This is a genomic window from Pseudomonas sp. TUM25319, from assembly GCF_056388475.1.
Genome location: NZ_CM150751.1, coordinates 2,217,452 through 2,237,320, shown reverse-complemented (window position 1 = coordinate 2,237,320; position 19,869 = coordinate 2,217,452). Strand labels below are relative to the sequence as shown.

Here is a 19,869-nt window from a genome sequence, read left to right as displayed (position 1 = left end):
CGCCGGCCGGGTTCCGTGGAGACACGGAGCGGGCCGGCGACGACGGATCAGATCATCTCTTCGGCACCCTTGCCGCCCAGCACGATTTCGCCGGCTTCGGCCATGCGGCGGGCGATGGTGAGGATTTCCTTCTGCGCCGTCTCGACGTCGCTGACACGCACCGGGCCCTTGGCCTCCAGGTCGTCGCGCAGCAGCTCCGAGGCACGCTTGGACATGTTCTTGAAAATCTTTTCCTTGACCTTCTCGTCCGCCCCCTTGAGCGAGACCACCAGCACATCGGAGGACACTTCCCGCAGCAGCGCCTGGATGCCGCGATCGTCGACGTCCGCCAGGTTGTTGAAGACGAACATGAGGTCTTCGATCTGCTCGGAGAGATCGCCGTCGATGTCGCGGATGGCATCCATGAGCTGGCCTTCGACCGAACTGTCGAGGAAGTTCATGATGTCGGCGGCGCGCTTGATACCGCCCAGAGTGGTACGCGCGGCATTGGAGTTGCCGGAGAACTGCTTTTCGAGGATCTGGTTCAGTTCCTTGAGCGCCGCCGGTTGCACGGTATTGAGCGACGAGACGCGCAGGATGATGTCCAGGCGCACCTTGTGGTCGAAGTTGCCCAGCACCTCGCCGGCCTGGTCGGGATCGAGGTAAGCCACGACGATCGCCTGGATCTGCGGGTGTTCGTAACGGATGACGTCGGCCACGGCACGTGGCTCCATCCACTTGAGGCTGTCCAGGCCGCTGGTGTTGCCGCCCAGGAGAATCCGGTCGATCAGGCCGTTGGCCTTGTCCTCGCCCAGGGCCTGGGTGAGCATCTTGCGGATGTAGCCGTCGGAGCCGACGCCCAGGCTGGTCTGGTCGCCGACGATCTCGACGAACTCGCTCATGACCTGCTCGACCTGTTCGCGATGGACGTTGCCCATCTGCGCCATGGCCACGCCAACGCGCTGGACCTCTTTCGGCCCCATGTGCCGCAATACCTGTGCGGCATCGGTCTCACCCAGCGACAGCAGAAGGATCGCCGCCTTGTCGACACGGGTGAGTTTGGCTGTCATGGCTCGATTGTCACTCATCGGCGTTGATCCACTCTTTCACGACCTGGGCCACGCGACCCGGGTCTTCTGCCACCAGACTCTTGATAGCGTTGAGCTGGGCATCGTAGCCCTCGCTCGGACTAGGCAAGAGGATGCTTTGCGGACCACCCAGGCTCACGCGGTCGTTGGCGAGTTCGCCATCCAGACCCATCATGCCGCCCAGTTCCATGTCGCTGTCGCTACCCGACGACTGCTTGCCGTTGCCGGTGATGTTGTTGAGCACCGGACGCAGGACCCCGAATACCAGCACCAGGATGAACAGCACGCCGAGCACTTGCTTGACGATGTCCCAGAACCAGGGCTGCGAGTAGAACGGAATCTCGGCGATCGCTTCGCCACGATCGGCGGCGAACGGCACGTTGATCACACTGACACTGTCACCGCGGCTGGCATCGAAGCCTACGGCATCCTGGACCAGACGGGTGAAGCGCGCCAGATCCTCGGCACTCCAAGGCACCGTGCTGGTATTGCCGTTGGCCGGATCGATCTTGACCTGGTCATCCACCACTACCGCGACCGACAGACGGGTCAGACGCCCCTGCTGCTGACGGGTATGGCTGATGGAGCGGTCCAGCTCGAAGTTCTTGGTGGATTGCTGACGCTTGTCTGCCGGATAGGGCGCGAGCATCGGCTGGCCGGTAGCCGGGTCCATGACCTGCTGGCCATTGGCATCGAGCAGCGGCTGTCCAGGCTGGATCGCAGCTGCCGCACCCGCAGCGCCACCACCGGTGGTCTGCGGCGCCGAGGCCGGACCTGGCGGCTGGTTGCTCAGCGCACCCGGAACACCCTGAGGGCCGGAGCTGCTGGAGCGCTGTTCATTGACCGACTGCTCGCTGCGCAGGGCCGGCTGATCGGGGTTGAACTGCTCGGAGGTGGATTCCACCGCACTGAAATCGACGTCGGCAGAGACTTCGGCCTTGTAGCGGTCGTTGCCCAGCACCGGCTGCAGGATATTGTGCACGCGCTGGGTCAGCAGTCCTTCCATGCGACGGCTGTAGTCGAACTGCTTGCCGGCAACGGTGAGCTCACTGTTCTGCAATTGATCGGAGAGCAGGTTGCCCTTCTGGTCGACCACGGTGACCTGGGATTTGTCCAGTTCCGGCACACTGGTCGCAACCAGGTTGACGATGGCCATGACCTGGCCCGGCTCCAGGCCGCGTCCCGGATAGAGCTCGACGAGTACCGAAGCGCTTGGCTTGCGTTCGTCGCGCACGAACACCGAACTTTTCGGAATTGCCAGGTGGACCCGGGCAGCCTTGACGTTGTTCAGGCTGGAGACGGTGCGGGCGAGTTCGCCTTCGAGGCCGCGACGGTAGCGCGTGGCTTCCATGAACTGGCTGGTACCGAGGCCCTGCTCCTTGTCGAGAATTTCGAAACCGACGTTGCCGTCGCTCGGTGCAACCCCGGCGGCGGCAAGTTTCAGGCGCGCGCGGGAAACGTCGTCCGCCTTGACCAGCAAGGCGCCGGAGTTGGGTTCGACGTTATAGGGAATGTCGGCGGCAGCGAGGGTTTCCATGACCTGCTTGGTGTCCATGCCGCTGAGGCTGCCGTAAAGCGGACGGTAATCGGGCTGCTGCGACCACAGGACCACAGCGAAGCCGATGGCCACGCTGGCAGCCAGGCCGACCAGCAGGCCGATCTGACGCAGCATGGGCATCTGCGAAATGTTTTCCAGGAACGACAGGCCAAACAGCGGCGGTTTGGGCGCTGGCGGGCTGCCCTTGGCGGGCACGTTATCGACGACTGCATCGGCCATGAATCAAATCCCGCCCTTAAACCGGCATCTGCATGATGTCTTGATACGCCTGGACCAGCTTGTTGCGAACCTGAGTCAGCGCCTGGAACGAGACACTGGCTTTCTGCGACGCGATCATCACATCGGTCAGGTCGACACCGCTCTTGCCGATCTCGAACGCGTTGGCCAGTTGAGTGGAAGCCTGCTGGGTGTCGTTGACCTTGTTGATGGCCTGCCCAAGCATGTCGGCGAAGTTGCTCTGCCCCAGTTCGGGCGCCTGGACAGCCTTCGGCGTGGACATGGCTTCCATTTGCATGGCCCGCATGTCCAGCATCAATCGATTGAATTCAACACCTTGGCTCATGGACTTCTCTCTCCGACGACCCGCATTTTTTTGACACTCACCCAGCGGATGAACAGGACTTAGCAACAAGAGTGCCAGCTACGCCTGCGCCCCTCGCGAAACCCTTGCGCAATACCCTCAAAGCCCCGTGGCGTATAGGCTTGCCTCGATATCCATGCCGGCATCGCGCATCTGCGCCAATTTGTAGCGCAAGGTGCGTGGACTGATGCCCAGACGCTCCGCGGCCTCTTTGCGGCGCCCGCGCTCGGCGCGAAGGGTGTCGATGATCATCTGGAATTCATGGCGACGCAAGTCGTCGCCAAGCCCGCCTGCATCGGCGGTTTCGACCACCGCCTGCGGGGCCGGCGGCGCCAGCGGGCGAGGCGCCAGAGCCGGCAGCACGCCGGCCAGGCAAAAGTCCGCTGCGGCGATCGTGCCACCCTGCTGCAGGATCAGGGCCCGCTGGATGGCATTGTCCAGTTCGCGAACGTTGCCCGGCCACGGATACGCCTGCAGGCAGGCACGAGCCTCCTCTGAGAGCCTGACCGGCGCGTGCTTCATTTTATTGACGTGGCGCAGTAGCAGACGCTCGGCCAATGGCAGAATATCGGCGCTCCGTTCTCTGAGCGGGCGCCAGGCCAACGGGAAGACCGACAGGCGATAGAACAGGTCTTCGCGGAATCGCCCTGCCGCCACCTCGCCAGCCAGATCGCGATTGGTCGTGGCGACCACGCGGATATCCAGCGCAATCGGTTTGCGCCCGCCTACCCGCTCCACTTCCCGCTCCTGCAAAACCCGCAGCAACTTGGCCTGCAGCGCCATGGGCATTTCGGAAATCTCGTCGAGCAGCAGCGTGCCGCCGTCGGCCTGCTCGAACTTGCCGGCCTGCGCGGCGATGGCGCCGGTGAACGCGCCCTTTTCATGGCCGAACAACGTGGCTTCGAGCATGTTGTCGGGAATCGCCGCGCAGTTGATCGCCACGAACGGCTGACCGGCCCGCGGTGACTGTTGATGGATGTAACGCGCCAGCACCTCCTTGCCGGTTCCCGACTCGCCGGAAATCAGCACCGTGGAGTCGCTTCGCGCCACCCGCGCCGCCAGCTCCAGCAGTTGCGCACTGGCCGGCTCGCACGCCACCGGCCCCTCGCTGTCGGCGCTGCCGGTGACACCCAGCGCATGGCGGGCGACCAGATCCAGCAAGGCGCGGGGCTCGAAGGGCTTGACCAGATAATCCACCGCGCCCTGGCGCATGGCATCCACCGCACGCTCCACAGCCGCGTGGGCCGTCATCAACAACACCGGCAACTGCGGTTGGACGGTGCGCAGGCGGGCGAGCAACTGATGGCCATCCATGCCGGGCATGTTGACGTCGCTGACCACCAGGCCGAAGACCTCGACGGCCACCGCTTCCAGCGCTTCCTCGGCAGACCCCACCGCGCAATAGGTGAAACCGCCCAGCTCCAGGGTGTCACCCAGTGCCTGACGCAAGGAGCGATCATCCTCGACCAGCAGCACCTTTATTCTGCTCATGCCGAGGCCTCCGACAGCGCGCCGATCAACGGCAGGACAACCATGGCGCAGGTTCCCCGCCCCTTGCGCGAGCGCAGGTGCAACTCGCCCTGGTGCGCACGGGCGATCGCCTTCACCACCGCAAGACCAAGACCGGTACCGGTGGCCTTGGTTGTCAGGAACGGCTCCCCCAGACGTTGCAGCAATTCACCGTCGATGCCGGCACCGGCATCGCTGACGCACAGCCGCAACCAGGCACCACGACGATACAGGTGCACCTTGAGGCGGGCCTCGCCTTCGCTGGCCTGCAAGGCATTCTCCACCAGGTTGAGCATCGCCCCCACCAGGGTGTCGCGATTGCACAGCAATTCACCCAGGTGGCTGTCGCACTGCCAGCGCACGCTGTGCCCCTGCACCTGAACCTGGGCCGCCTGCTGCAGGGCCTGGAACAGCGCCTTGGGCGTAAGCCGATCGGTCAGCGGCAACTCGCCACGGGCGAATACCAGCATGTCCCGGACCTGATGCTCCAGTTCGTGCAGGCGCTCCTTGAGATTGCCTGCAAAACGCTGGCGGGTCTCCAGAGGCAGGTCCTGTTCGGCGAGATGACTGGCGTACAACAGGGCTGCCGACAGCGGCGTGCGGATCTGATGAGCCAGGGACGCCACCATTCTCCCCAGGGTAGACAGGCGCTCATGACGGGCGAGCTGGTCCTGCAGGTGGCGGGTCTCGGTCAGGTCGGTGAGCAGTACCAGCTGGCCTGGCTCGGCATCGAGGGAACGGGTGGCGATGGACAGGCGGCGACCATCGCGCAGTGAAATTTCGTGGCCATCGTCTTCCCGCGGCGCGAAGCTGCGGGCAATCACCTGACGCCACAGCTCACCCACCAGGGGTTCGCCAAGCAGCTCGCAGGCGGCCGGATTGGCCTCGCGCACATTGCCCTGGCCGTCGATCACGATGACACCGCCCGGCAGCAGATCCAGCAGGTTCTGCAAGCGGTTGGCCAGCCGCTCCTTTTCCGCCAGCTCGGCCATGCGCTGAGCGCTGACCACCTCAAGCTCGCCCTTGAGCTCGGTCACCCTGGCTTCGAGCAGGTTGTAGGACTGGCTGAGCTGCGTGGACATCTGGTCGAACAGGGCAAAGGCCTGCTCCAGGCCGACCCGGCTTTGCTGCTCGGCAGCATCCGGACGGGGCGGCTGGGGGGAGGTAATGGCGGCGTGGGGCATCGTGCACTCTCGCATGGCTCACCGTCATAAAACGGCATCTTGAGAGCGGTATAGCAATAGCCATGCCGGAAACTTTTCCGTCATTGGCGAGCGGACGCACCGCTGGCGGCAAAGCCCGTGGTACCGGGCATTCACCTCATAAACAGAAAGGGTTTTGCCGCGACCACCGGGCGCGCGGCGAAAGGCCCGGAAACCAACAGGCGTCAATCCTCCGCCTGTTCGTCTCCTTCGCGACGGCTCATGCCGTACTTGCGCATTTTTTCCACCAGCGTGGTGCGACGGATCCGCAGGCGTTCCGCAGCCCGCGCCACGATACCGTTTGCGTCGTCCAGCGCCTGCTGGATGAGCCCCTGCTCCAGGCTACCCAGGTAGTCCTTCAGGTCCAGGCCTTCCGGCGGCAGCATGGCGTTGCTAGGGAAACTCGGCGCGTGCCCGTTGATGGCGACCCGCTCTTCCAGATCGGAGCGCAGGCTGTCGACGAGCTGCTCGTCTTCATCATCGACGTAGCGGAATTTCTTCGGAAGCTCGGCAACACCGATCACACCGTAGGGGTGCATGATCGCCATGCGCTCGACCAGATTGGCCAGCTCGCGGACGTTGCCAGGCCAGCCGTGGCGACACAGCGACATGATCGAGGCAGAGTTGAAACGGATCGAACCCCGTTTTTCATGTTCCATGCGCGAAATCAGCTCGTTCATAAGCAGCGGAATGTCTTCCACCCGCTCGCGCAGCGGCGCCATTTCGATCGGAAACACGTTGAGGCGGTAGTACAGATCTTCACGGAACGATCCCACCTCGATCATGCTTTCGAGGTTCTTATGGGTCGCAGCGATGATGCGTACATCGATGCTCTGGGTCTTGTTGCTGCCCACCCGTTCGAAGGTCCGCTCCTGCAGCACACGCAACAGCTTGACCTGCATCGGCAACGGCATGTCGCCGATCTCGTCGAGGAACAGGGTGCCGCCGTTGGCCAGCTCGAAGCGGCCGGCTCGGCTGGTGATGGCACCGGTAAAGGCACCCTTCTCGTGGCCGAACAGCTCGCTTTCCAGCAGCTCGGCGGGGATCGCACCACAATTGACCGGCACGAACGGCGCTTCCCGGCGCTTGGAATGGTAGTGAAGGTTGCGCGCAACCACTTCCTTGCCCGTTCCGGACTCACCCAGGATCAATACGCTGGCATCGGTATCCGCCACCTGCTGCATCATCTGCCGGACATGCTGGATCGCCCGGCTGGTGCCCACGAGGCTGCGGAACAGGTTGGGCTCGCGCTGACGACCACGCTCACGCGCCTGGTCGTACATTTCGCGATAGACCTGGGCACGGTGCAGCGAATCCAGCAGGTTGCTGTAGCTGGGCGGCATTTCCAGGCTGGAAAGCACGCGGCGACGCAGGTCTTCGGGAAGCTCGGGCAAAGAATTTTCGCCCAGAAGCAGAACCGGAAGGAACTCATCCCAGGCAGCCACTGTCTTAAGCAAGCCCAAAAGACTTGCCGGGGCATTTACCGTCCCGAGGAGAACACAAAGCACTTCGCGACTTGACGACAACGACTCGACTACCTGCTGCCAGTCATGGCTCGAGCAAGGCAGATTTTCTTCCCCAAGAAAATTGAGTACTACCGCCAGCTCATGGCGGCGAGCACTATCGTCATCGATCAGGAGAATTTTGGTTTCACGCCACATGCAATAGCAACTTCCCTAGTCAACTCGAGGCCCTTTCGGAGGGCATGCTCGACATCATTCCGACTGAACGGTCAGTGTTCCGACGTCTGAAATTAGAAAACAGCCACTAGTTAAGTCAAAAAACGTTCAACAGTCAAATTTATGGCGCGCAACTGATTTTCGATTCACTCGTCAGCGGTACAGATGGTATACCTTCGACGCCTGTTGCGCCTGCTTGATCTTTGACATCTCGTCGGCAATCGACTGACGCTCCTCGGTCGCTACATCGATAAGCTGGCGATACACCCCCAACAGATCCTTGAGGTTGTCCCGCAGCGCCTCTTCGTCGATCTGCTCTGCGCTCATCACTTCATCCATGCAGGCGCGGCAAGCCTGATCCAGCTCACCCACCGCTTCCCAGTCTCGCTTGGCCAATGCACCGACCAGCGCGTCACGGGTTTCCTCGATTCGTTTGAGCACAGCACTCATCACGACACCTCATTGCAACTGGTTATTGTGGGGCGACCGCGTCCCAGCCTTCCTTGACGGTGGTCAACAATTCGGTCACTTCGTCGAGCGCAGCGATATCGCTCTTGAAGTTGGCATCGGTCAGGCGCCGGGTCATGTACAGGTAGAGCGCATCAAGGCGCTCCAGTTCCGGGGTCATGTTGTCCCGGTCCAGGCCCTCGCGCAGACCGCCGACGATGCCGATGGCCTTGCCGATGGCGATGCCCTTGCCGGCGATGTCCTTGCGTTCCAGCGAGCCTTTCGCCTGGGCGATACGATCGAGGCCGCCTTCCATCAACATCTGCACCAGGCGGTGCGGACTGGCTTCGGAGGTCTGTGCCTGCGCGCTGATTTTCTGATACTGCCGAAGGGCCAACATTGGATTCATGTCCGTACCTCAACACAATTGCTCTATGACCGGGCTATCGGCCCTGCGTCAAAAAACTTTAAAGGAAGATGTAAAAAGCCCGACACGCTGCAAAAGCAGTGCCGGGCTTTTGGCGTCAAGCCGGAATCAGGAGTTCTTGGCCTGGGCGTTCATGGCTTCGAAGATCGACGTGATGCTGTCGCGCTGGGAATTCAACTGACCCACCAGGGTGTCCATGGTGTTGTATTTCTTGGTCAGAGAAGCGGTCAATGCAGTGATCCGGGAATCGAGGTTGGACTGCTGGAGCGACAGATTCTTCTTGTTGGTTTCAAGAATCTTCGACCGGTCGGCCAACAAGCCATCAGCCTGGGTATAGACCTCCATCGCCTTGTTCATGCGACTGGCCATGCCGTCTTCACCGGTGAACAGGCTGGCAATCTGGCCACCCAGCTTCTGGGTATCGATCGCAGCGGTAAACTTGGTGCTATCCAGCTCCAGCAGACCGGTGCTCTGCGAGGTATTGATGCCCAACTGGGACAGTACCTGCAACTGACCATTGCCACCCGTGCTCGGCACCGTCAGCTCCGTGCGCAATGCAGTGAGCATGCCGCGCGCCAGCGAGTCGCCCGCCAGGGCCGGCGCAGTACCCAGGGTACCGTCGGCATTCTTCGGGGTCTGGCTCAGGCTGTTGATGGTGGTCACCAGCGCGTTGTAGGCATCCACGAAGCTCTGGACGGATTTCTTCAGGCCATCGGTGTTGGTCGCTACAGTGACCGTCGATTTGCCCTCGGCCACCAGCTCCAGGGTCAGGCCGCTCACCGCGCTGTCGATCTTGTTCGACTTGCTGGTGAGGCTCATGCCGTCAACCTTGTATTCGGCATCGCCGGCCAGATCGCTGATGTAACCCGCCGCCGTCCCGGCCATCTTGGTGGTACCGCTGATCTCCAGCTCGGGGATGTCGCCACCGACGGAAATGTCGGAGAGCTTGCCGGTGGTGGTCGAGGTCAGAACCAGTCGCGAACCGGTGCCATCGTTGATGATGTTGGCACTGATGCCTTTGGTGTTGACCGCAGCGTTGATGGAGTCACGCACCGACTGCAGGGTGGCGCCCGCTTCGATCTTGACGTCGTAGGTGGTGCCATTCTGCGAAATCTGCAGGGTGCCTTCGCCAATCGCCGCGCTGCTGTCGGCAAAACGCTGACTGGCCACCTTGGACGCGGTAGCCAGCTTGGTCACTTCGACGGAGTAGCTACCGGCAACCGCAGTAGAGCCCGCCGTGGCCTTGACGATCTTTTCGTCGCCAGTGGTTGCTGCGTAGCCGATGAACTGCGGCGTGGTGGTGCTACCGAGCTTCTCCAGCGCGGTCTTGTAGGTAGCCAGTGCGCTTTTCAGGCTGCCAATGGCCGAGATCGATGCCGTGTTGACCTTGGTCTGCCGGTCGATCTGGTTTTGCTTGGGCGTTTTTTCGGCGTTAACCAAAGCCTCGACGATCGCAGTGGTATCGAGCCCGCTGCCAAGGCCCAGGGACGGTAGAATTGGACTTGCCATTTTTCTCTCCTTTTTGGTTCACGCCAAACGCTTGACCATTTCCGTGCTGAAACGGAAATGCATCAAAATCCGTACCGCTTTCAGACTTTCTCGTCGAAAAGCAGGCTATTGACGTCTTTCATGCTTTTGGCCAGTTCCAGCGCGGTTTCGGAAGGGATCTGCCGAATCACCTCGCCGCTGTCACGGGCGATCACCTTGACGACCACCGTTCCGGTGGAATCGTCCAGGGAAAACTCCAGGTTGCGCTGCAACGACTGGACGAAATCCTGTAATGCCTTCACCGCCGTCTGCAGCTCGGCGCTGTTGTCCTGCTCATCTGCAACAGCCGAAAGTTTCGGCTTGTCGAACACCTTGTCGGACGCACCCTGTTCAGCGGTTTTTTCCTGCTGGGCCGCAGCTGCCGCCGGAGCCGGGTAAGACGAGTTCAATCTGACGCTCATGTCCATCGCCTGTCACCTCCAAAGTAAAAAGCGAGGGAATGCGCGTGCATCCCCTCGCTTTTCATCGTAGCTATTACTGAAGCAGTTTCAGTACAGCGGATGGCAGTTGGTTGGCCTGGGCCAGAACTGCGGTGGACGCTTGCTGCAGGGTTTGCTGCTTGGTCAGCTGAGCGGTTTCTGCGGCGAAGTCGGTGTCCTGAACGCGACCCAGAGCCGAAGCCGAGTTCTCGTTCATGCTCTGCAGGTTGTTGATGGTGCTCTGGAAGCGGTTCTGGATAGCACCCAGCTCCGACTTCTTGTCGTCAACTTTCTGCAGTGCAGCGTCGATCGCGGTGATCGCGCCGTCAACAGCGGTGTGGACTGCGGAGTCCGAAGTACCGGAGATCGCCAGGGCGCCGGTACCAACAGCCAGGGCGGTCGCCGCGAAGCTGGAGGTCATCGAAACGCTCAGGATCTGGCTGGTGCCGGTCATCGCACCGACCTGGAACTCCATGGTGCCAGCGGAACCGTTCAGCAGTTGCTTGCTGGTGCCGTAGGTGGTGGAGGTGGCGATACGGGTGATTTCGTCGGACTTGGCCGCGAATTCCTTGTTCAGCGCCGCACGTTCAGTGGTGCCGTTGGAGTCGTTACGCGCTTGCAGAGCCAGCTCACGCATACGCTGCAGGATGTTGGTGATTTCCGACAGAGCGCCTTCAGCGGTCTGGGTGATCGAGTTACCGTCGTTGGCGTTCTTGATGGCAACGGTGGTACCGGTAACCATGGTCTGCAGCTTGTTGGCGATCTGCTGGCCAGCGGCGTCATCCTTGGCGCTGTTGATGCGCAGGCCGGACGACAGACGGGTCATCGAGTTGCTCAGCGCGTCGGAAGCTTTGTTCAGGTTCTTCTGCACGCCCAGCGAAGTAGTGTTGGTGTTTACGGTTAAAGCCATGACGAATTCCTCGTTGGATGGATACTGCGGCTTCCGGCCCTGGCATCCGCCGGGTGTGGCCTAGAGAACCTTCGTAATGTTTATCGTCGACTTCGCGGGTTGCTTTAGGGCTTTTTCGAAAAAAAATGCCATCACCCCGCCACCCCTTGAAAATCAGCCACTTGCCGGAAGCCAGGGGCGCAAGGAGGTGACGGCACGGTGTGACGGCCGTCACAGTTTCATCTGGAAACTGCCTGATCGATCAACTCCGCCATTTCATATTCGAGGCTATCGGCTACCCCGATCCAGTCCTGGCGTTGCTGGGCGGCGAGCATCTGGCCCAGCAGGGCCGCCGATGGCTGCTGCAGGTGCGGTGCGCCGAACAGCGCCAGCAGCTCCTCGATCAGCGCCACCATTTCGGCGCTGCCCTCCACGTCCCGACCCAGACGGAACAGACCGGCGCAGTGGCGGACCTTCTCGTGGACGACACTCACAGGCAGAACTCCTGATCGAATACCGTGCCGGCAATCAGCGCGCCGGCACGACTGGTGTTGTAGAACGCCACATCAGGATGACGGGCGATGAAGCGCTCCAGCTCGATCAGGTAACCGCGGAAGTTGAGCTGGGTCCGTACCCGCTGGCCATGCCCATCCAGTACCCAGTGGCGCGCGGCAGACACCTGTGGCCCCAGCACACCATCGTCCCATCCGGTGTGGGTGCGGTTACCCGGAAAGGCGAAATCGGCACCGAACAGGGTGATACGGCGCATCCCCATCTTCACCGCCAGGTCAGCGGCCGGATGGATCACGCTGCCACCGACGAACAGATGGCCGCGGGGCAGTTGCGTCCGCACCCGGTCGTACAGGGCACTGTCGGAATAGGCGGCGTAGCGGGCACCACGCCAACCGGCCAGGGTGTCGACATCGAGCATTGGCATGTAGACCAGCGCTGTGGCGGCCGAAGCCTCGGATGGCAGGTGATGCAGGCGGATCTTGTGATCGACGCTGACCACGATGTCCGGCTTGATCCCGGCCGCCAGCAGCGGCTTGTAGGCGGTGTCGACGGCGATGAACAGCGGCCGCTCGGCCTGCTCGCGAACACGCTTCAGCGCCGCCAGGTGCCCTTGCAGGGACGGGCCGGTGGCGATGACGAACGCGCCCTGCCCTTCCCCACGGCCAAACAGCTCGGCCACGTCACGGTCCGCCCGCAGCAGTGGCAGGCTCTTGTCCAGCAACTCCACCAGATGAGGGTCGGCGACATCGAAGGTGGTGTTGTTGAACGTCAGGTGGGTTTCGCTGATCAGGCGGTCGCGGATCTTCGCATTGAAATCGTCGGCCAGCACCAGCTCGGCCGGCAGGGCGAAGTAAGGCAGGGCTATTTCAGTGGCGTCCCCCGCGTAGTGCAGCTCGACCCGCGGATCGGCCAGCCACTCAGACTGATCGAGCAGGTGCAGGACCAGCACGAACAGCGCGCCGTTGAGGAGATGGACATGCAGGTGGCGCAGTTCCGGACGCTGCAGCAGCACGCCCTGAAGATCACCGAGACCGGTGCCATAGAGATGGAGCGAGGGACTTTCGGGCAGGCTGGATGCCTGGAACCGGGCTTCGGCGAGGCGATCATGGCGACTGGTGAGCTGGATACCCTCCACGCTCAGGGTCGATCCCCGCCCTTCGGTCAATACGGCCTGGACCTTGCTGCTGTCCTCCCGCGCCAGGCGGGGGAACAGCGACGGCCAGCGCGCCTGGAGAATCTCGGCGTTACGCTGGAAAAACTCGCTCATCGGTCGAGCATCCTTTACCTGCGAAACGCCTGAGATTAACCCAGTGGCGAGGTTTATTCAGCCACCGCCCTCAAGGACGATGAAGAATGGCGGAGCCCCACGACAGGCCGACACCGAAACCGCTCACCGCCACGCGCTGCCAGGTGCTGTCCAGCGCATGTTTCTCGAGGAGCAGAGGAATGCTCGAAGACACGGTGTTGCCGGTTTCGACCATGTCCTTGACGAACTTGTCCGGGTTGTCTTCGAAGCGACGCGCCACGGCGTCGACGATCGCCGCACTGCCCTGGTGGATGCAGAACGCGTCGATGTCATCGGGCGACAGGCCTGACTGCCCGAGCAGCTCGTGCAAGTGCGCCGGGACCTTGAGCAACGCAAAGTTGAAGACCTGGCGCCCGTTCATGAAGAACACGCCATCGTTGACCTTCAGGTGCTCGGCGCCGGAACCGTCGGTACCGAAGGCGGATTTGCCCAGTGCCCAGACCGGGTCTTCCCCCATCCAGGTCGCGGTTGCGGCATCGCCGAACAGCATGGTGGTGTTGCGGTCTTCGGGATCGACGATCTTGGAGTACGGATCGGCGGTCACCAGCAGGCCGTTCTTCAGGCCGGTGGCTTCCATGAAGCCCTTGAGCGCATAGATCCCATAGACGTAGCCGGAGCACCCCAGGGAAATGTCGAACGCCGCGACATGCGTCGGCAGGCCGAGCTTGTCCTGAACGATCGCAGCGGTGTGCGGCAGGCCTTCGGCGTCGCCGTTCTGGGTGACGACGATCAGGGCGTCGATGGCGTCGCGGGACAGCCCGGGATTGGCGGCGAACAAAGCGTTGACCGCCTCGACGCACAGGTCCGAGGTTTCCTGCTCGTCGGATTTGCGCGGCAGGAAAGCCGAACCGATCTTGCCGAGAATGAACTCTTCATCCTTGCCGAATTTGGCGCCTTGCGCGTAGTTGTCCAACCCCGCGCCAGGCACGTAGCTCGCAATGCTTTTTATGCCAATCATCATGGCTTCCCAATAAATAACCGCTAGAGATCACCGCTCGCATGATTCGAGGGGCGCCAGAAAACAGGGATTTCCGCCGCCCGATCACTTGGACGACAGTGGAAATGACGGTGACACGGCCCGCCGCTCCCATCAACGATAGAGACACAGATGTCCGTTCTGACCGATAGGTCACGGATTTTCACAGACAATGCCACAATTTCCTAGCGTGTGCGCCTCAACGCACCGCGCCAGAGGCACCTGGCCTATTCGACCAGCGACCAGTCAAGGGCCGTGCCGCGGGCCAGGGGCTGCCGGGCCTTGCGCCCGAGCAGTGCCTCCAGGTGCTTGGGCGCAAGCCCCAGCCCCGGACGAATGGCGCGCACGTTGCTGGCGCTGAAGACTTCGCCGGCGGCCATGTCGCGCACCACGTAGAGGGAACGCCGGAAGCGTCTGGACGCCTCCTCGGCCTGGCTTGCGCCGTAGCGCACCTGGCCCAGGGACTGCCAGGCACGTTCGGTCTCCTGCACCAGGCTGGCCAGTTCCGCAGGCTCGAGGGAAAAGGCGGCATCCACGCCACCTTCCGCCCGGCTGAGGGTGAAATGCTTTTCCACCACGCTGGCCCCCAGCGCCACGGCCGCGACCGAAGCGCCGACACCCAGGGTGTGGTCGGACAGACCGACCTCGCAACCGAACAGCTCACGCAAGTGGGGAATGGTCCGCACGTTGCTGTTTTCCGGGCTTGCCGGATAGGTGCTGGTGCATTTGAGCAGGACCAGGTCGCGACAGCCCGCCTCGCGTGCTGCACGTACCGTCTCGTCCAGTTCCGCGAGGCTGGCCATGCCGGTCGAGATGATCATCGGTTTGCCGGTTGCCGCCACCTTGCGAATCAGCGGGAGGTCGGTGTTTTCGAAGCTGGCGATCTTGTAGGCCGGCACATCCAGGCTTTCGAGAAAGTCCACGGCGCTCTCGTCGAACGGTGTGGAAAACGCCAGCATGCCCAGTTCCCGGGCACGACGGAAAATCGGCGCGTGCCATTCCCACGGCGTATGGGCCTGCTGATACAGCGCATAAAGCGAGGAACCGGACCACAGGCTGTGGGGATCCTCGATGAAGAACTCGCCCTCACTCAGGTCCAGCGTCATGGTGTCGGCAGTGTAGGTCTGCAGCTTCAGCGCATGGGCACCGGCACGGGCAGCGGCCTCGACGATCTGCAGCGCACGGTCCAGCGACTGGTTGTGATTGCCGCTCATTTCGGCGATCACCAGAGGCGCCGCATCCGCGCCGACGCGGCGTTGCCCGATGTCAAAACTGCTCATGCTGCAAATCCTTGAATATCCGTTCGAAATGGCTTTCGGCCTGTGTATAACCCGCCGCCCGGAACAGCGCCAGCGAGGCCTGGTTATCCGGCAGCACCTGGGCTTCGATCAGTTGCAGAGCGGGCCATCGCCTGCGCACTTCGCGCTCCCCTACCAGCAGCAGCGCCCTGCCCCACCCCAGCCCGAAACGGCCGTCGAACAGGTAAAGCGACACACGGGCGCGGGCATCGTCCAGCCGGTCATAGCGCAACGTGCCCACCGGGCCATCGCCGTGCTCACCGATCAGTAACACGCGACGGGGATCGGCCAGGGTGGCAGTGAGCCAGCAGCAATGATCATCCCATTGCAACGGTGCCTGCTGCAGCGAGACACGCCGGACCGGCTCGGCGTTGCGTCCGTCGAACAGCAACCGGGCATCGCCTGCTGCGGCGTCTCGCACACGCAGCCCCTCGCCCAGCAGAGCCACCGCCACCCGCTGCGCGCCAAGGCCATCCACAAGCGCCTGGCCGCGCTCGGCGAAGTGCTGGCGCAGCAGTGGATTGTCCAGCAGCACGGCGATAGCACACTGCAGCGCCTCGACACTCACCCCGCATGCCGGCCCCAGATACAGGTGCACCCCCGCCCTGGCCAATGCTTCGGCGTTGGTCACCTGATTGTCGGCGACGCTGACACACAGGCTCGGCAAGCCCACGGCGGCCCGCTCCCAGGTCGTGCCACCACCGGCACCGATGAACAGCGTGGCCGCCGCCATGCGCTGCGGCAGATCGTCGACGAAGGGCAACAGTACCCACTCCGGATGCTGATCGACCAACGCCTGCAAGGCAGCGAGGTCCGGGCTCGACTGGCCGGCAATGCAGTGCACCTGCACGCGCTCGAGCCCAGCCAGTGCCTGAAGGGTCTTCAAGGTCATGCCGGCTTGATCGAAGCCACCGAAGCTGACCAGCACCCGTCGGCCTTGCTCGTCCCGTGCGGCCCTGTCCGTTCTGAAGGCCGGGCGCAACAAGGCATGGCGAGGTCCCGCCAGCACCCGGCAGGTCGCGGGCACCAGCGGCTGGTAGAGCGCCTGACTGGCGGTGAAATTCTGATCCAGCAACAGGTCGCAGTCGTGCGGGCGGTCGGCCAGGTCGTCGATGACCATGATCCGTCGCCCCCAGCGCCGCGCCGCCGTTTCCCAGGCGGCGCCCAGCTGGTAGTGATCGACGATGATCCAGTCGAACGCCGATCCGGGTGGCAGGAGATCGCCCAGGGCGGCAATGTCATCAGGCGCTTCGGCTGGCAGGGCCAGCACTTCATGTCCCGCCTCGGCAATGCGCGCCAGCTGGTGCCCAGCCAGTTCCCGGCAGGCAAAGCTGACGCGCGCCCCCTGAGCGACCAGCACCTGCGCCAGCGTCAGGCAGCGCGCTACATGGCCAATACCGATCGCGGTACTGGCGTCGGCGCGGATCAACACCCTCACCCGTGCAACTCACCGGCCGCCAGCAGGGCCGTGTAGAGGAATTCGGCGCGGCGCCAGTCTTCTTCGGTATCGATGTCCTGGACTAGATGGCGCGGCAGGATCACGGGCAAACTGCGTTCGGAAAACAACGCTTCGCCACTGAGCCAGGCTTCGCTGCGGCCCCAGTAGAACTGACCGGCATCCTGGAACGCCGGCGGCAGGTCCTGGGAGCGCGTCTCACGGTACTGCGGATAGAGCGGCGTCAGGCCGCCGTCCTCGGTCAGGCCCAGCGCACGCTGTACCGGAAAGCCGAAACTGCAGACAGAGAATGCGAAGGACTTCTCGGCGCACGCCCGCAGCAACAGCAGGCCCTCTCGCAGGTAGCCCACCTGCAGCAACGGCGCGGTGGCGTAGATGCAGCAGGCCAGCTCCACGGCGTAGCCCTGCTCGCGCAGTGTGCGCAAGGCGTGCACGATCACCGCCGTGGTGGTGGCGTGGTCGTCGGCCAGTTCCGCCGGTCGCATGAACGGTACTTCGGCGCCGTGGGCACGCGCCACCTCGGCGATCTGCTCATCGTCGGTGCTGACCACGACCCGCTCGAACAGGCCGCTGCGCAGCGCCGCGCGGATCGAGTGGACGATGATCGGCTCGCCACGAAACAGCTTGAGGTTCTTGCGCGAGATGCGCTTGCTGCCGCCACGGGCAGGAATGATTGCCACCACGCCAGCGGTCATGGACGCTGCTCCGCAGCCGAGGCCAGCACCCGACGCAAGATGTCCGCCACCTGATCCTGCTGCCGGTCGCTCAGGTCCGGATACAGCGGCAGGGTGATGGCCTGGCGGTAGTAACGCTCGGCCTCGGGGAAATCGCCCTCGGCGAAACCGAGTTCGCGGTAGTACGGCTGCAAGTGAATGGGGATGTAATGCAGGTTGACGCCGATGCCGGTCTCCCGCAGGGCCTCGAAGATCGAGCGATGACAGGCCTCGAGCCCGGGATGCAGGCGCACCACGTACAAATGCCAGGCAGACTCGGCCTGCGCCTGCGCTACCGGCAACTGCAACGGCAGGTCGGCGAGCAACCGCTGATAGCGTGCGGCCAGGGCCCGGCGGCGCTCGAGGAACCCGTCGAGCCGACGCAGTTGCGACAACCCCAGCGCGGCCTGGATATCGCACATGCGGTAGTTGAAGCCCAGTTCGGTCTGCTGGTAATACCAACCGCCGTGGGCCGGCTCGGTCATTTGCGAAGGATCACGGGTGATACCGTGACTGCGCAGGCTGCGCAGCCGCTCGGCCAGTTCCGGCCGATCGCACAGGACCATGCCGCCCTCACCGCTGGTGACGATTTTCACCGGATGGAAGCTGAACACCGTGAGGTCGGCGTACGCACCGCTGCCCACCGGTTCGCCGGCATACCGCGCGCCCAGGGCGTGCGCCGCATCCTCGATGACGACGAAGCCGTATTCCTGTGCCAGCCGGCGAATACCGGCCATGTCGCAGCTCTGGCCGGAAAACGCCACCGCCACCACGACTTTCGGCAGGCGCCCGGCCGCCCTGGCCTGCTCCAGCTTGCGCGCCAGCGCACCGACGTCGAGGTTCCAGGTGTGCGGGTCGATATCGACGAAGTCCACCTGGGCGCCGCAATAACGGGCGCAGTTGGCCGAGGCGACGAAACTGTTGGGGCTGGTCCACAGCCCGTCACCCGCTCCCAGCCCCGCCGCCAGGCACGCCAGATGCAGACCGGCGGTGGCATTGCAGACCGCGACCGCATGACGGGCACCACAGCGCTCGGCCACCGCCTGCTCGAAACGTTCCAGGGTCGGCCCCTGGGTCAGCCAGTCGGAGCGCAGCACCTCGACCACCGCATCGATATCACCCTGATCGACGCTCTGCCGGCCGTAGGGAATCATGCCGACAACCGCGCATGCAGCTCGGCGAGCTGGCCGACGGAGAGGAATTCGGGGTTGGTGTCGGAGCGGTACTCGAAGTCTTCGGCCACTCGCCGGCCCTGCTCGCCGCGGCCATCCAGGGCGAAATCAGCCTCGACGTTGTTGAAGCGGATCGACGGCTCGATGGTGAAGTGATCGGCGAACTCCAGCGTCATGCGCGCATCGTCCAGCGGGATCATCAGTTCGTGCAGTTTCTCGCCAGGACGGATGCCGACGATCCGGTGCGGCAGTTGCGGCGCCATTCCCCGGGCCAGGTCGACGATACGGATCGATGGAATCTTGGGTACGAACACTTCACCGCCGTGCATGCGCGCGAAGCTGTCGAGCACGAACTGCACGCCATGGTCGAGGGTGATCCAGAAACGGGTCATGCGCGGGTCGGTGATCGGCAGGTCGCTGGCACCCTCGGCGACCAGTTTGTTGAAGAACGGCACCACCGAGCCACGGGAGCCAGCGACATTGCCATAGCGAACCACGGCGAAGCGGGTCTGTTGCTGGCCACCGACGTTATTGGCGGCAACGAACAGTTTGTCCGACAGCAGCTTGGTGGCACCGTAGAGGTTGATCGGGCTGGCGGCCTTGTCGGTGGACAGGGCGACGACCTTCTGCACACCGTTCTCGATGGCCGCGGCAATGATGTTTTCCGCGCCATTGACGTTGGTGCGGATGCATTCGGTGGGGTTGTATTCAGCGGCCGGCACGTGCTTCAGCGCAGCGGCATGGACCACGTAGTCGATACCGCGCATGGCCTGACGCACGCGCTCGGCATCCCGCACATCGCCAAGGAACCAGCGCATGCACGGCGCGGTAAAGCTTTGCTGCATCTCGTACTGCTTGAGCTCGTCACGGGAAAACACCACGACCCGCTTGGGCCGGTAGTGCTCCAGCAGACGCTTGATGAAGTTGCGCCCGAACGAGCCGGTACCGCCGGAGATGAAGATGGACTTGTCGTCGAACATGCCTGGATCCTTGCTGGGCCGCCGCCAGCGCTGTGACACAGGCCAGGCGGCGACCGGAACTCGCATTGGGTGGGGGCCGGAACGTTTTTCTGACCCCTGCCCTGTTTATGCAAGCCCGAAGCAAGATACA

General features: G+C 63.1%; 19 protein-coding genes. All 19 read right to left on the bottom strand.

Going from position 1 to position 19,869, the window contains the following annotated elements:
- Positions 1-47: 47 nt before the first annotated feature.
- Entirely contained in the window at positions 48-1,067 is a 1,020-nt protein-coding gene (fliG, locus tag AC05QJ_RS10565; RefSeq protein ID WP_476746803.1) for a flagellar motor switch protein FliG, read from the bottom strand.
- A complete protein-coding gene (fliF, locus tag AC05QJ_RS10560; protein WP_476746802.1) occupies positions 1,060-2,844 on the bottom strand; it encodes a flagellar basal-body MS-ring/collar protein FliF in 1,785 nt (594 codons plus the stop codon). Before fliF ends, fliG begins: the two co-directional genes overlap by 8 nt.
- A 16-nt stretch (positions 2,845-2,860) precedes the next feature.
- A complete protein-coding gene (gene fliE / locus AC05QJ_RS10555) occupies positions 2,861-3,187 on the bottom strand; it encodes a flagellar hook-basal body complex protein FliE (protein WP_476746801.1) in 327 nt (108 codons plus the stop codon).
- Positions 3,188-3,304: 117 nt separating this feature from the next.
- Positions 3,305-4,696, bottom strand: coding sequence for a sigma-54-dependent transcriptional regulator (locus AC05QJ_RS10550; RefSeq protein ID WP_476746800.1), 1,392 nt, complete (start codon positions 4,694-4,696; stop codon positions 3,305-3,307).
- On the bottom strand, positions 4,693-5,898 hold the full coding sequence (locus AC05QJ_RS10545; protein ID WP_476746799.1) for a sensor histidine kinase: 1,206 nt from the start codon (positions 5,896-5,898) through the stop codon (positions 4,693-4,695). The genes AC05QJ_RS10550 and AC05QJ_RS10545 overlap by 4 nt, the downstream gene beginning before the upstream one ends.
- 203 nt (positions 5,899-6,101) lie before the next feature.
- A complete protein-coding gene (gene fleQ / locus AC05QJ_RS10540; RefSeq protein WP_476746798.1) occupies positions 6,102-7,577 on the bottom strand; it encodes a transcriptional regulator FleQ in 1,476 nt (491 codons plus the stop codon).
- A 171-nt stretch (positions 7,578-7,748) separates the two neighbouring features.
- Positions 7,749-8,045, bottom strand: coding sequence for a flagellar protein FliT (gene fliT, locus AC05QJ_RS10535; protein ID WP_476746797.1), 297 nt, complete (start codon positions 8,043-8,045; stop codon positions 7,749-7,751).
- 22 nt (positions 8,046-8,067) lie between these two features.
- Positions 8,068-8,451 (bottom strand): flagellar export chaperone FliS, encoded by a 384-nt coding sequence (fliS, locus tag AC05QJ_RS10530; protein ID WP_476746796.1) that lies wholly within the window; start codon positions 8,449-8,451, stop codon positions 8,068-8,070.
- A gap of 126 nt (positions 8,452-8,577) precedes the next feature.
- Positions 8,578-9,978, bottom strand: coding sequence for a flagellar filament capping protein FliD (gene fliD, locus AC05QJ_RS10525; protein ID WP_476746795.1), 1,401 nt, complete (start codon positions 9,976-9,978; stop codon positions 8,578-8,580).
- 80 nt (positions 9,979-10,058) lie between these two features.
- Entirely contained in the window at positions 10,059-10,424 is a 366-nt protein-coding gene (locus AC05QJ_RS10520; protein ID WP_476746794.1) for a flagellar protein FlaG, read from the bottom strand.
- 67 nt (positions 10,425-10,491) lie between these two features.
- Complete coding sequence (locus AC05QJ_RS10515; RefSeq protein ID WP_042124605.1) at positions 10,492-11,346, bottom strand: flagellin domain-containing protein; 855 nt, start codon at positions 11,344-11,346, stop codon at positions 10,492-10,494.
- Positions 11,347-11,564: 218 nt separating this feature from the next.
- A complete protein-coding gene (locus AC05QJ_RS10510; protein WP_476746793.1) occupies positions 11,565-11,819 on the bottom strand; it encodes a hypothetical protein in 255 nt (84 codons plus the stop codon).
- Positions 11,816-13,105: a motility associated factor glycosyltransferase family protein gene (locus AC05QJ_RS10505; RefSeq protein WP_476746792.1), complete on the bottom strand. Its 1,290-nt coding sequence runs from the start codon at positions 13,103-13,105 to the stop codon at positions 11,816-11,818. Before AC05QJ_RS10505 ends, AC05QJ_RS10510 begins: the two co-directional genes overlap by 4 nt.
- Positions 13,106-13,175: 70 nt before the next feature.
- Positions 13,176-14,102 (bottom strand): ketoacyl-ACP synthase III, encoded by a 927-nt coding sequence (locus AC05QJ_RS10500; protein ID WP_476746791.1) that lies wholly within the window; start codon positions 14,100-14,102, stop codon positions 13,176-13,178.
- Between the two features lie 245 nt (positions 14,103-14,347).
- Positions 14,348-15,400 carry a pseudaminic acid synthase gene (gene pseI / locus AC05QJ_RS10495; protein ID WP_476746790.1) on the bottom strand — a complete coding sequence of 351 codons (1,053 nt, stop codon included), beginning with the start codon at positions 15,398-15,400 and terminating at the stop codon, positions 14,348-14,350.
- A complete protein-coding gene (gene pseG / locus AC05QJ_RS10490; protein ID WP_476746789.1) occupies positions 15,387-16,856 on the bottom strand; it encodes a UDP-2,4-diacetamido-2,4,6-trideoxy-beta-L-altropyranose hydrolase in 1,470 nt (489 codons plus the stop codon). Before pseG ends, pseI begins: the two co-directional genes overlap by 14 nt.
- Positions 16,853-17,569 (bottom strand): pseudaminic acid cytidylyltransferase, encoded by a 717-nt coding sequence (gene pseF, locus AC05QJ_RS10485; protein ID WP_476746788.1) that lies wholly within the window; start codon positions 17,567-17,569, stop codon positions 16,853-16,855. Before pseF ends, pseG begins: the two co-directional genes overlap by 4 nt.
- Positions 17,566-18,741 (bottom strand): UDP-4-amino-4,6-dideoxy-N-acetyl-beta-L-altrosamine transaminase, encoded by a 1,176-nt coding sequence (gene pseC, locus AC05QJ_RS10480; protein WP_476746787.1) that lies wholly within the window; start codon positions 18,739-18,741, stop codon positions 17,566-17,568. Before pseC ends, pseF begins: the two co-directional genes overlap by 4 nt.
- Positions 18,738-19,739 carry a UDP-N-acetylglucosamine 4,6-dehydratase (inverting) gene (gene pseB / locus AC05QJ_RS10475; RefSeq protein ID WP_476746786.1) on the bottom strand — a complete coding sequence of 334 codons (1,002 nt, stop codon included), beginning with the start codon at positions 19,737-19,739 and terminating at the stop codon, positions 18,738-18,740. The genes pseC and pseB overlap by 4 nt, the downstream gene beginning before the upstream one ends.
- Positions 19,740-19,869: the final 130 nt, after the last annotated feature.

What these genes read in the sequence shown, in the direction of transcription:
- pseI (WP_476746790.1), bottom strand. Translation starts at nt 15,400, where the DNA reads ATGAGCAGTTTTGACATCGGGCAACGCCGCGTCGGCGCGGATGCGGCG.
- fliF (WP_476746802.1), bottom strand. Translation starts at nt 2,844, where the DNA reads ATGGCCGATGCAGTCGTCGATAACGTGCCCGCCAAGGGCAGCCCGCCA.
- fliS (WP_476746796.1), bottom strand. Translation starts at nt 8,451, where the DNA reads ATGAATCCAATGTTGGCCCTTCGGCAGTATCAGAAAATCAGCGCGCAG.
- AC05QJ_RS10505 (WP_476746792.1), bottom strand. Translation starts at nt 13,105, where the DNA reads ATGAGCGAGTTTTTCCAGCGTAACGCCGAGATTCTCCAGGCGCGCTGG.
- pseB (WP_476746786.1), bottom strand. Translation starts at nt 19,739, where the DNA reads ATGTTCGACGACAAGTCCATCTTCATCTCCGGCGGTACCGGCTCGTTC.
- fliG (WP_476746803.1), bottom strand. Translation starts at nt 1,067, where the DNA reads ATGAGTGACAATCGAGCCATGACAGCCAAACTCACCCGTGTCGACAAG.
- AC05QJ_RS10500 (WP_476746791.1), bottom strand. Translation starts at nt 14,102, where the DNA reads ATGATTGGCATAAAAAGCATTGCGAGCTACGTGCCTGGCGCGGGGTTG.
- AC05QJ_RS10550 (WP_476746800.1), bottom strand. Translation starts at nt 4,696, where the DNA reads ATGAGCAGAATAAAGGTGCTGCTGGTCGAGGATGATCGCTCCTTGCGT.
- pseC (WP_476746787.1), bottom strand. Translation starts at nt 18,741, where the DNA reads ATGATTCCCTACGGCCGGCAGAGCGTCGATCAGGGTGATATCGATGCG.
- fliE (WP_476746801.1), bottom strand. Translation starts at nt 3,187, where the DNA reads ATGAGCCAAGGTGTTGAATTCAATCGATTGATGCTGGACATGCGGGCC.
- AC05QJ_RS10545 (WP_476746799.1), bottom strand. Translation starts at nt 5,898, where the DNA reads ATGCCCCACGCCGCCATTACCTCCCCCCAGCCGCCCCGTCCGGATGCT.
- fliD (WP_476746795.1), bottom strand. Translation starts at nt 9,978, where the DNA reads ATGGCAAGTCCAATTCTACCGTCCCTGGGCCTTGGCAGCGGGCTCGAT.
- AC05QJ_RS10520 (WP_476746794.1), bottom strand. Translation starts at nt 10,424, where the DNA reads ATGGACATGAGCGTCAGATTGAACTCGTCTTACCCGGCTCCGGCGGCA.
- fleQ (WP_476746798.1), bottom strand. Translation starts at nt 7,577, where the DNA reads ATGTGGCGTGAAACCAAAATTCTCCTGATCGATGACGATAGTGCTCGC.
- pseF (WP_476746788.1), bottom strand. Translation starts at nt 17,569, where the DNA reads ATGACCGCTGGCGTGGTGGCAATCATTCCTGCCCGTGGCGGCAGCAAG.
- AC05QJ_RS10515 (WP_042124605.1), bottom strand. Translation starts at nt 11,346, where the DNA reads ATGGCTTTAACCGTAAACACCAACACTACTTCGCTGGGCGTGCAGAAG.
- fliT (WP_476746797.1), bottom strand. Translation starts at nt 8,045, where the DNA reads ATGAGTGCTGTGCTCAAACGAATCGAGGAAACCCGTGACGCGCTGGTC.